Consider the following 11061-nt stretch of genomic DNA (forward strand, 5'->3'; position numbering starts at 1 on the left):
TTATCTTGCGTTTTCATTCACTCCCAAGAACAATAGGAGAACTAGTCCCTGCCCATTATAGGTATAACCTTCGATCTGGAGCATAACGTATGACCAAAGGAAACCTCTCAGAAGCCTCTCTCAACGAGCAACTTAAGGACATACCCGGCTGGTCACTAAAGGATGGCACATTGGTAAGGGAGTTCGTCTTTTCAGATTTTATCGAGACTTTTGCCTTCATGACAGAGCTTGCAATTATGTCAGAGAAGCTTAATCATCATCCTGAGTGGCGAAATGTCTACAACAAACTGCATATCGCCCTCACTACTCATGATGCTGGCGGTCTTACTGAAAAAGACATCGAATGGGCGACGGGCTGCAATCAGCGATATAATCAGCAGATGTAGAGCGCTGATATAGGTAAGAGATTAAAACTGAAAACAAGACACATACATCGGCATGATTGAAACTTTTCTTAAAAAGATATTCGGAACCAGTAACGATCGATACATTCGATCTCTTCGTCCACTCATTGTTCAAATCAATGATCTTGAGAAACGCTACTCGGCAATGAGCGACGAGGAGCTAAGACATCAAACAAGTCTTTTTCGCGAGCGAATTTCCAATAAAGAGCCCCTCGATGAGATAAAACCCGAGGCCTTCGCCGTTGTGCGAGAAACAGCAAAACGGGTGCTTGAAATGCGTCATTTTGACGTGCAGCTCATCGGTGGGAATGTCCTTCATGAAGGGAAAATTGCCGAAATGAAGACAGGAGAAGGAAAGACTCTTGTTGCAACATTACCTGCCTACCTCAATGCACTCACTGGGAAGGGAGTCCACGTTGTTACGGTGAACGATTATCTTGCAAGACGAGATGCGGAATGGATGGGACAAGTCTATACGTTTCTTGGACTAGAAGTGGGTGTAGTCCTTCATGGACTTGATGAATCAGAAAAACGAAAAGCATATCGCTCAGACATCACCTATGGGCAAAACAATGAGTTTGGTTTTGACTATCTGAGAGACAACATGAAGTTTTCGGCTTCAGAGATGATGCAACGAGAACACCACTTTGCAATTGTAGATGAGGTCGACTCTATTCTGATTGACGAGGCTCGTACTCCGTTGATTATTTCTGGGCCAGCTGAAGATGCCACCGATAAGTACTACACGGTGAATAAAATTATTCCGAAACTGCAAGAAAACGCGGACTTTGAGCTGGACATGAAAACCAAGCAGCCGATGTTAACAGAGGATGGAATTGCCCATGCTGAGCAGCTGCTTTCGATTGAAAACCTCTACGATCCTAATAACATTGACATGTTACATCACGTTAACATCGCTCTGAAGGCGCATACAAGTTTTGAACGCGATGTCGATTATGTAGTTCGCAATGGAGAGATTATCATCGTAGATGAGTTCACTGGGCGACTGATGCCAGGTCGTCGTTGGTCAAATGGACAGCATCAAGCGATAGAAGCCAAGGAAGGGCTACAGATTGCTCGAGAGAATCAAACCCTCGCTTCTATTACCTTTCAGAACTACTTTCGGATGTATGAAAAACTCAGTGGCATGACGGGAACCGCCGATACCGAGGCGGCTGAATTTCTCGATATTTACAAGCTTAAAGTCGTTGTTATACCGACAAATAGGCCAATGGTTCGTGATGATCAATCCGACTATATCTTCCGGTCTCGAAAGGAGAAATACGAAGCTGTTGCTGACGACATTGAAGAAGCTCATAAGACCAAGCAGCCTATTCTCGTGGGGACAATCAGTATCGAGCAGAGTGAGTCTCTCTCTCATGAACTTACCAAAAAGGGAATCCATCACCACGTCCTCAATGCTAAGCATCATGAGCAGGAGGCAGATATCGTAGCGCAAGCAGGTCGACTTGGTTCAGTTACCATTGCAACGAATATGGCGGGTAGAGGAACTGACATTATGCTGGGCGGCAACCCTGAGGCACTTGCAGCAAAGGATTGCGGAGTACGAGACCATGAAGATTCTGAATTTCAGGAAAAATTTCAAGAGTATGCCCAACAGTGCGCGGCTGAAAAACAGCAGGTTCTTGATGCAGGAGGACTCTTCATTATTGGAACCGAACGGCATGAATCGAGGCGAATTGATAATCAGCTACGAGGTCGCGCTGGAAGACAAGGGGATCCTGGTGCTAGCCGATTCTATGTATCTCTTGAGGATGACCTCATGAAGCGATTCGGAGGCGAACGACTTCAAGCAATTATGACTCGTATGGGCTGGGAAGAAGGTCTTGCCATGGATAGCAGAGTGCTGAGTCGAGCGATTGAGAATGCTCAGCGAAAAGTTGAAGGATTTCATTATGAGAGCAGAAAACATGTGACAGAGTACGACGATGTTATGAACAAACAGCGTCAAGTCATTTACAACCTCCGTGCAAGAATACTGCTAGAGAGCGACATTCGGGAAGAGATTCGGGGTGCACTTGATGACGTTTTAGAGGAGATGATTTTTTCACTCTGTGACGAAAAACAGAAGGCCGTTAACTGGGATCTCGATGCTCTGCGTGAGCAGTTTCTATTTCTTACGGGAAGCGAGCTAACGCTCCCAGATGAAATCGAATTGTCTCAACAAACGCTCTATGACTTCGTTCGTGAAGAAGCCTGGAAGCGATACAACGAACAGCTCGGCGCTCACAGTGAAAAACTGCATGCGATTGGGGCGTTGCCTATTTCTATCTCTATTTCTCGCGATAGCGAGAAGCCTCTTGAATTTTCTACTGTGGAACAAGATACCTTTCTTGAGACACTCGACTATTTCTGGAACCAACACCTGAAAGATATGGACCACCTGCGGGAAGGAATTGGTTGGCGAGGATATGGACAAAAAAACCCGAAGCATGAGTATCAACGCGAGGGCTTCATTCTCTTTCAAAGTATGCTCCACCGATTGAGACAAAATGTCATCAGGAAGCTTTTTTACTATCAAATCCCAACTGCTGAAGAACTCATGGCTCATTATGAACAGGAGCAAGCACGCAGAGCTCAAATTGAAGAGCAGATGAATATGGTGCATGAGTCTGCCAGCACATCAGGAGCGGATCCGATAGGCAACGATGCAACTACGACGAAGAATCCAGACGATATTAGAGCCAAGCGCGAGGAACAAAAACGTGCTCGTAGAAAGCGCCGGCGGTAACAAGATGGCAAACAGGCTTATGAAGTTCCATAATGCCACCAACTAGCGGTGAGCTGCGATGATAGGCATCTATATTCACGTTCCCTATTGCAGCAAAATCTGCCCCTACTGCGATTTCAACACCTATGCAACTCAGCGACTCCCAGAAGAGGAATTCGTAAACTCGATCATACAAGAGCTCCGACTCCATTCCAGCCAAGGGAAAATCCAACAAAAAAGGGTGAACTCGGTCTTTTATGGGGGAGGCACCCCATCTCTGCTGACCACTGATGCTATTTCACGCATCCATGAAGCGCTGACAAAAGAATTCTCGATTGATTGGAATGACGTTGAAGTTACCATCGAAGCGAATCCGCAGGATATCACGCCACAATATGCGAAAGCACTTCAAGAAATGAGAATCAATCGAGTGAGTCTTGGCGTTCAATCACTCTCGCCTGCCATTCTATCATTTCTAGGACGAGAGCACTCACCGCAGGATGTACGCACAGCGCTGAGCAGTCTACACAGCGCGTCTCTTGAGAACATTAATATGGATATTATTTTTGGCTCTCCAGTTCACTCACTTTCAGAGCTCAAGCGGGATCTTGAAAGCTATATAGCCCTCTATCCAGCCCATATCTCTACCTACTCACTCACCATTGAACCAGGGACTCCATTCTATAAAGCTGCTACATCCGGAGCACTTACGCCCATGTCTGATGAGCTCGTCCGCGAACAGTATGAAACCCTCATGGAACTTTTGCCGACATTTGGATTTTTTCAATATGAAGTAAGCAACTTTGCTCGCCCTGGCTTTCAATGCCGTCACAATGAGCACTATTGGATGCGTGAGAGCTATCTTGGTCTCGGGCCAGGAGCTCACTCATATCTCAAAGAGGAGGGGACACGGTGGGCAAATGTAAGGCGTCCTGAGGAGTATCGATCACAACTCATGCGCCAAGAACTTCCGATAGCATGGGCAGAACAGCTCTCTCGAGAAGATGTCATCAGTGAAATATTGATGCTTGGACTCCGTCGTGTAGAGGGAATCGAGCTCGTTGAGCCATTTTCAATGCTCACTCCCTTAGAGGCTCAACGATTATCCACTCGACTACAGGCTCTTCATGAGGAGGGGCTCGGAGTACATAGTCGGGAAAAAGGGCGTTTTTCGCTCACAAAAGATGGTCTCTGTGTGGCAGATTCGATAATCTCTGACCTTATTGCATCCATAGGAGAAGCAATCGAGACTACTGAAAAGAAATGATTGTTCATTCAGCCGTATCTTTTGAAACGTCAGTAAACGAGAAACTTGAGGAATCATGAATCTGTCTCTCTTTATCAGCTTTGTATGGGCCAGCATCACATACGTGCTGTATCTTACGTTTATGATAGTTCCTGATGAAAAAATCATGGGGCCTGTACAACGAATTTTCTATTTCCATGTTCCAGCTGCTTTTGCTGGCTATCTCGCTCTTGCGTTCTTACTTATTGGAGCGCTGAGCTACTTAGCGACCCATAACCCAAAGTTTGACGCTCTTCAACGCAGCGCCGCGGAAGTCGGATTCCTTTTCATCTCGTTGAATCTTTTTACTGGAATGATATGGGGAAATGCCGCCTGGGGGACTCCATTTACCCTAGAGCCAAGACTTGTTTCATCTTTATTACTTTGGCTGCTTCTTCTCAGTCTTAATGTTTTTCGCTCCTTTGGTGACTCACCTAAATTACCGACGCACATAGCGGCGCTTGGCATAATGACCTGCATGACTGTTCCCGTGGTCATTTATTCGATTAAACTTCTCCCTCAGTTTCAGCAGCTTCATCCTCAAGTGGTTCAAAAAGGTGGGCTTCCCGATCCCATGATGCGGCATGCCTTCTATGTCGGCTCTTTTGCAATTATGGCTCTTGGAATTGCTCTCGTGTGGCTCCGCTACAAAGTTACGTGGCTTCAATATCAATTAGCGGACATTGCAAAAACTATGGGGGAAAGACCATCATGAAACCTGACAACACATTGTATTTTGAAAGTATGGAGGCACTATGAGCCCAGAATCCCCCAATACCTACCCTGCACTCTTCTGGGGATATTTTCTCGTCTGGACACTTCTGGCCATATACGTGCTGTATCTTGCAATCAAGTGTTCACGACTGGAACGCAAAATGAAATCTATTCTTAATACGTCATCGTCCAATTCGTGATGAATAATACCCCTGAGACACATATACAGATTCTGCAGGTTGAGCACCTGTGCTCTGCTCCGACTCTAGAGGCAATGCCTCAGGAGGGTATTCCTGAGGTTGCATTCGTCGGACGTTCAAATGTTGGAAAATCAAGCCTTTTTAATAGAATTACTGGCCGTAAAAACTTAGCTCATACAAGCAGTGTACCCGGAAAGACACAAAGCTTTCACTCGTATGAGGTAACTGCACGAGTGAACGGAGAGGATCATCTTCTTCATTTGATTGACCTTCCAGGATTTGGCTATGCAAAGTTCTCAAAAAAGAAGCGTGAGTACATTAGCCGACTGACAGTGGAATATATGTCATCCCGTGAACCCCTGAAGGGAATACTTCTCCTGAATGACATACGCCGCGATCCAGCAGAAGATGAGCTTGCGATTCAAGCTCTCGGTTTTGAATACGGAATTCCTGTCTGCATCGTTGCGACGAAAGCTGACAAAGTAAAACGCAACGATGTAAAAAAGCGTCTGAAAGCAATCGCGGACAAGTACCATTTACAAGCGGATGATATCATTATTTCGGGAGAGAAATATCAGCATGATCCCGTATGGCAACAAATTTTAATGCTATTGGGTTAGAGAACACAGCAGCAAGCGGTCCGATTTATCGTACCTCACTTTCATACGACACCGCTCCTTCTCCTTGCACTTTGCTTTTTCCTTCAAGGCCATAATCACGAACCTTATTCAAGAGAGTCTTATAACTTACTCCAAGGATCTTTGCTGCCTGTGTCTTATTGCCATCAGTCTGCTGCAGTACCTTTTCAATCAACTCTACCTCTGCACGACGTGTCGTTAGTGCAACAATTTCTGGTAATGTTGTCGCAGCCTCTTGCAACGTCTGAAAGTCAATCAGCGGCTGTATGCCAAGATGTTCAGGGAGAATTACGTTACCAGCTAAGAGGATCGCTCGCTCCATCACGTTTTCAAGTTCTCGAACATTGCCGGGCCAGGGATATGAGCGGAGTAAAGACTCAGCCTCTTCAGAGAAGGGAACCTGCTCTCTTCCTCCACGGTTCGCAAAATACTCTCTATAGTAGTCTGCAAGCGGCATAATGTCCTCGGGACGCTCTCGCAGGGGCGGAATTGTAAACATAACGACTGCAAGACGGTAGTAAAAGTCTTCCCTCAGCGTTCCTTGCCGTAAAGCCTCTTCAATATCAATATTCGTTGCCGCGACTATTCGCGGATTAATGCGGATAGTCTTGTTTCCACCGACTCGCTTTATCTCCCGTTCTTGAAGGGCTCGTAATAACTTAACCTGCAGCTGAGGTGGCATCTCTCCTACCTCGTCTAAAAATAAAGTGCCTTCCGATGCGAGCTCAAGAACGCCAATTCGAGTTTGTGTAGCGCCCGTAAATGCTCCAGCTTCATGCCCAAAAAACTCACTCTCTAAAAGCTCAGCTGGCATTGCAGCACAGTTAATGGCCACGAAAGGCTCTTCACTACGGGCACTCCAATTATGAATTGAGCGAGCTATCAACTCTTTCCCGGTGCCACTTTCTCCGAGCAGAAAGACAGTAGTATCCACTCGAGCCGCCTTTTTTGCCTGCTCTAGCACTTGCTGCGTTTGCTGATTATACGTTGCAAATTTTCGCTGATTTCTCGCCATGCCCCCACGAGATCGCTGCACAATCTGCTTATGCTCAATGACCTGACGGAGCTTCTCTTGTAAACTTTCTGGATTAAATGGCTTTAGAATAAAATCGTTAGCACCTAATCGCATTGCTTCAATAGCAATTTCAATAGTTCCAAAGGCAGTCATTATAAGAAAAGGAGTTTCTCGATCGAACTCTCGAATGGCGCGAAGGAGGTCGAGACCATTTTCATCTGGCAACTTAAAGTCAGACAAAACACAGTCAAAATGACCTTGCTGTATCCGACGTTTAGCCTGCTTTACTGACTCAACTGCGACAACATCAAACCCCTCTTGCTCAAGAATATGTGCTAAGACCTCTCGAAGGGTCTCTGCATCTTCAACCAGTAGAATTGACTTTTTATCCATAAAAACCCGCTTCCTCTAACTCGTTCCGACCAGAACGGAAACATCCATCGATATGAGAGGTATCGGGCTTCCTATGAAAAAACTTTAGTGGCCATTTGCCTTCCTATTCTACTGAAATATGGAAGCTTTTTTGAGCCTAGGTCCTATACGGACTATGCAAGAAGTGCGAGGAGTCGACTTCTCTTAGTCTCGTCGTAGCGCCTTGATTATTGCACGCTGCGGTGCTGGATGGCCTTCGCATGTTTTAGACGAATCTTTCGGGTCGAGAAAGTCTTCGAGACTGTCATAGGGAGCATAAAGAGTCTTTCTTTGCTCTTTGAGTGTTGTAGTCGAGTGGTCAATCACCTCGATATCTGAGAAACCAGCTTTCTGTAACCAGGTTACTAGGCAGGGTACCGTTGGAATAAACCATACATTTCTCATCTTCGCATACCGATCAGGAGGTGAGAATGCGATGGGCTCTTCACCAGGATAAATCAGGCTCTCCATGAAAAGAGTTCCCTTTGGACGAAGAGATTCAAATAGCATTCGACATGAGGTAAAGGGATCACGCCGATGATAGAGAACGCCAAGGCAAAAGAGTACATCAAAAAATTTCGGGAAGAGATGGAGATGCTCTATTCCAAAGAGCTCAAAAAGAAGACGAGGATCTCCGATACAGCGACGGAAAAGATCGAACTGATAAAAGCACCTACCGCTTGGATCGCTACCAATAATGACTTCGGGATCATATTTCAAAAGCCGCAACATGTAATATCCGTTATTACAGCCGATATCTCCGACGCGCCTACTCCATAACTCTGGCAGATGAGGCTCTATACGGCTCCACTTCCAGTCAGAGCGCCACTCCGCATCAATCTCTTCGCCCAGAAAACAAAACGGGCCCTTACGCCACGGTATGAGCGCACTCAGAAGTTCTTTAATCTTTTCCTTGTGCTCCTGCTCGTAGCTCTGAGAAGCACGTACTGAAAACATCGCTCCATCACGAATTTCAAGCTGCTCCTGAGAAGGGAATGGAAAGTTGTCAAGCAGCTCTCGATAGCGATCCCAATGGCTGATCTCTATAAACTCTGCCTTCTGTAGACGGCGAAGAGCTGTCATCTCATCCCACAAAAGATGCTGTTTTAACTCCTCCGGATAGCGATACACGAATTCTTTCCTTCCTTAGCCTTTGTTCAAGATATTCTCTTCTGATAGCCTAGAGAAGCTTGTCGGTGAATGAAAGAGCACGAGGAAGCATATGGAAGAAAAAAATATGGAGGTCGGACAGGAGATACCGACCCTCCTTCAAACGGCACGAAAAGACAGGATATATACCGCCCAGGAAGCCGCAAATTTTGCTTTTGGAGAACAGGTTGCCCTTGTTTTTGATGACATGATCTCTCGATCGGTGCCTGGCTACCTTGATCTGCAACTCCTCGTTGCTAGCTGTGCGGTCAAGTTCCACAGCGAAGGAAAGGCTATTTATGATCTCGGTTGCTCCACGGGAACTTCGCTAGCCCTTATCGCCAAGCGGCTCCCGCACTGCTCAGCTATTTATGGAATCGATAACTCGCAAGCGATGCTGGAACAAGCAGAGCAGAAACTCTCTCAACTTCAAGTACGCTCACAAATTCAGCTGCTTCATGGCTCAATACAAGATATATCGCTCGAGGAGAGCTGTTTTATAACATCAAATTATACTCTTCAGTTTCTTCCTCCATCTGAGCGAACCTCGATTTTACAAAGAATCTTCTCAGCCTTATTACCGGGAGGAGCATTTCTCATATCAGAAAAAACAGTCCCGAGTCTCTCTGCTACAGAGGTTGAGCTCATCAAAGAGCTTCACGAGGACTTTAAGCAACAAAACGGATATACTGCTTCTGAAGTTGCGAGAAAGCGAGAGAGCCTAACTGGAGTAATGTGTCCTATTGGAAGCACTGAGAATGAGCAGCACCTTAAAGCCGCTGGTTTCCATACCGTCCTTCCCATACTTCAAGGCTACTCTTTCTACTCTTGGCTTTGCCTAAAGTAGGACGTATTAATCTCTCTGGTAATCACAATTTAGGCTCCATGAGAAAACTTGCTATCAATCGACTATCAGCCTCAAGTATGCGACGAATCCTCAGCTTCTATGGGCCAAATCTTGGCGCCGGGATTCGAGTAGATTATATACGTTCCGATTGGCGGGAAGTTCGAGTTTCAATGAAGCTTCGATGGTATAACCGAAATGCTCATGGAGTTCACTTTGGGGGAAGTCTTTATTCAATGATTGATCCTCATTTCGCTCTTATGCTCATGAGAAATCTTGGGGAAGATTATCTTATTTGGGATAAAAGTGCAGAAATTGAGTATGTTTCTCCAGGCAGGGGCACCGTATCAGCAACAATGCAAATTACCGAAGATCAGATAAAAGATATTCGGCTGCATACTGAAAGTGGGCAAAAATATTTCCCGCGCTTTTCTGTCAATGTGCTGGATAAGAAGGAACAGCTCGTTTGCAAAATCAATAAAATTCTCTATGTGAAAAAAACTCACATACGCTAGAGCCTGCGCTGCTAACCCCCTGCTTTCTCAGGATGTTAGCGTTCTGTTTTCCGTAGCATATGACAAAAATTTGCTTAGCATCTCCCATCTCGCGATTCTTTCAAGGGAAGAAAGAGGGGATTGTTTGATGGAACAGCACGAAAGAAAGGACGCCAAAGGTTTCGATACTGCGGAGTCAGATCTCGGAAAAGCACATCTCATTCCACCATCAAGGGCATTGCAGCCTCACGTAGAGAGAAGGCTCGAATCCTCCTTACTCGATGATTTGCGAGAAATACCAGTAAGAATGGGTGGTCCGAGTTTAAAGATCCAAGCCATTCAAGATGAGATTCTTAAAGCAATTCAGGTGCATCCGCACCTCTCGGAGGCGAGAAAAAGTGATAGTACCTTTCTTACTTTTTCTCGAAAAATGACTACTGTTACCACAGAGTTTCTCGATTGGAATGCGCAAACTATCTCTCGCAACTCAACATTAAGATCAGCTTTTGTCGAATTTCTTGATACTAACTACTCCATCTTAACTGATGCAGGCATTGCACCATCTACCATCAAAAAGCACGGGCACAAGCGAACATTATGGGAAGTAGGGCAGATCATTCAAGATATTCAATTGCGCACTGGAACTACCATCTCAATTGAAGAGCGCGATGGTAAAGGTTTTGTTGAAATTTTATCTGAAAACGCAGATAATATGCAAGCGGCTATGGATATCGTAAAAGGTATCGTAGCCATTCCTGAGGTAGGTGCAACTTACTCAGGTAAGGTAAAAACCATAACCGACTTCGGCGCATTTGTTGAATTCATGCCTGGTAAAGATGGTTTATTGCATATTTCTGAGATCTCTTGGGAAAAAACACCAACCATGGAAGGTGTCTTTGAAGAAGGTCAAGTTTTAGAAGTTAAATTGGTAGAGGTTGACAAGAAAACTGGAAAATTCCGTTTAAGTCAGCGTGCACTCACACCAAAACCTGAAGGTTACGTTGAGCGTGAACGCGAACCTCGCCCTAGCAATGGTGGACGTGGTGGCGATCGTCGTGATGATCGCAGAGGTGGTGGAAATCGCCGTCGCGACTAACTTACACATTCAACCCATTAGTTTAAAAAAGGCCTCCCAATGTGAGGCCTTTTTTATGCATTTGTTTTTGAGTATTTAAA

Annotated in this window: 10 protein-coding genes; 8 read left to right on the plus strand and 2 right to left on the minus strand. The window is 45.5% G+C overall.

The genetic code is table 11. The features are described from left to right. Positions 1-89: 89 nt before the first annotated feature. The 5 genes from EBR25_06330 to ysxC all read left to right on the plus strand — a co-directional run bounded on the left by EBR25_06330 (position 90) and on the right by ysxC (position 5954). Positions 90-386 (plus strand): 4a-hydroxytetrahydrobiopterin dehydratase, encoded by a 297-nt coding sequence (locus EBR25_06330; protein ID NBW40612.1) that lies wholly within the window; start codon positions 90-92, stop codon positions 384-386. A 52-nt stretch (positions 387-438) separates the two neighbouring features. After that, positions 439-3156 (plus strand): preprotein translocase subunit SecA, encoded by a 2718-nt coding sequence (gene secA, locus EBR25_06335; GenBank protein ID NBW40613.1) that lies wholly within the window; start codon positions 439-441, stop codon positions 3154-3156. A gap of 58 nt (positions 3157-3214) precedes the next feature. After that, a complete protein-coding gene (gene hemW / locus EBR25_06340) occupies positions 3215-4402 on the plus strand; it encodes a radical SAM family heme chaperone HemW (GenBank protein NBW40614.1) in 1188 nt (395 codons plus the stop codon). A 55-nt stretch (positions 4403-4457) separates the two neighbouring features. Further along, positions 4458-5135 (plus strand): cytochrome C assembly protein, encoded by a 678-nt coding sequence (locus EBR25_06345; protein NBW40615.1) that lies wholly within the window; start codon positions 4458-4460, stop codon positions 5133-5135. A gap of 198 nt (positions 5136-5333) precedes the next feature. Beyond that, complete coding sequence (ysxC, locus tag EBR25_06350) at positions 5334-5954, plus strand: ribosome biogenesis GTP-binding protein YsxC (GenBank protein NBW40616.1); 621 nt, start codon at positions 5334-5336, stop codon at positions 5952-5954. A gap of 25 nt (positions 5955-5979) precedes the next feature. On the opposite strand, the gene EBR25_06355 is transcribed toward ysxC, so the two are convergent. Beyond that, the gene (locus EBR25_06355) at positions 5980-7380 is read right to left on the minus strand and encodes a sigma-54-dependent Fis family transcriptional regulator (protein NBW40617.1); all 1401 of its coding nucleotides are present in this window, start codon (positions 7378-7380) and stop codon (positions 5980-5982) included. A gap of 183 nt (positions 7381-7563) precedes the next feature. Next, positions 7564-8529: a tRNA 5-methoxyuridine(34)/uridine 5-oxyacetic acid(34) synthase CmoB gene (cmoB, locus tag EBR25_06360; protein ID NBW40618.1), complete on the minus strand. Its 966-nt coding sequence runs from the start codon at positions 8527-8529 to the stop codon at positions 7564-7566. Positions 8530-8620: 91 nt separating this feature from the next. Here cmoB and EBR25_06365 point away from each other — a divergent pair, with 91 nt between their 5' ends. The 3 genes from EBR25_06365 to EBR25_06375 all read left to right on the plus strand — a co-directional run bounded on the left by EBR25_06365 (position 8621) and on the right by EBR25_06375 (position 10981). After that, positions 8621-9394 (plus strand): methyltransferase domain-containing protein, encoded by a 774-nt coding sequence (locus EBR25_06365; protein NBW40619.1) that lies wholly within the window; start codon positions 8621-8623, stop codon positions 9392-9394. Between the two features lie 38 nt (positions 9395-9432). Then, positions 9433-9906: a DUF4442 domain-containing protein gene (locus EBR25_06370; GenBank protein ID NBW40620.1), complete on the plus strand. Its 474-nt coding sequence runs from the start codon at positions 9433-9435 to the stop codon at positions 9904-9906. Positions 9907-10033: 127 nt separating this feature from the next. After that, the gene (locus EBR25_06375; protein ID NBW40621.1) at positions 10034-10981 is read left to right on the plus strand and encodes a S1 RNA-binding domain-containing protein; all 948 of its coding nucleotides are present in this window, start codon (positions 10034-10036) and stop codon (positions 10979-10981) included. Positions 10982-11061 lie beyond the last annotated feature (80 nt).

The organism is bacterium (assembly GCA_009926305.1).
Classification (GTDB): Bacteria; Bdellovibrionota_C; UBA2361; order UBA2361; family RFPC01; genus RFPC01.

Bases quoted from the DNA above. Each gene is read 5' to 3' on its own strand.
- secA (NBW40613.1), top strand. From the start codon at position 439: ATGATTGAAACTTTTCTTAAAAAGATATTCGGAACCAGTAACGATCGA.
- hemW (NBW40614.1), top strand. From the start codon at position 3,215: ATGATAGGCATCTATATTCACGTTCCCTATTGCAGCAAAATCTGCCCC.
- ysxC (NBW40616.1), top strand. From the start codon at position 5,334: ATGAATAATACCCCTGAGACACATATACAGATTCTGCAGGTTGAGCAC.
- EBR25_06330 (NBW40612.1), top strand. From the start codon at position 90: ATGACCAAAGGAAACCTCTCAGAAGCCTCTCTCAACGAGCAACTTAAG.
- EBR25_06375 (NBW40621.1), top strand. From the start codon at position 10,034: ATGGAACAGCACGAAAGAAAGGACGCCAAAGGTTTCGATACTGCGGAG.
- EBR25_06355 (NBW40617.1), bottom strand. From the start codon at position 7,380: ATGGATAAAAAGTCAATTCTACTGGTTGAAGATGCAGAGACCCTTCGA.
- EBR25_06370 (NBW40620.1), top strand. From the start codon at position 9,433: ATGAGAAAACTTGCTATCAATCGACTATCAGCCTCAAGTATGCGACGA.
- EBR25_06345 (NBW40615.1), top strand. From the start codon at position 4,458: ATGAATCTGTCTCTCTTTATCAGCTTTGTATGGGCCAGCATCACATAC.
- EBR25_06365 (NBW40619.1), top strand. From the start codon at position 8,621: ATGGAAGAAAAAAATATGGAGGTCGGACAGGAGATACCGACCCTCCTT.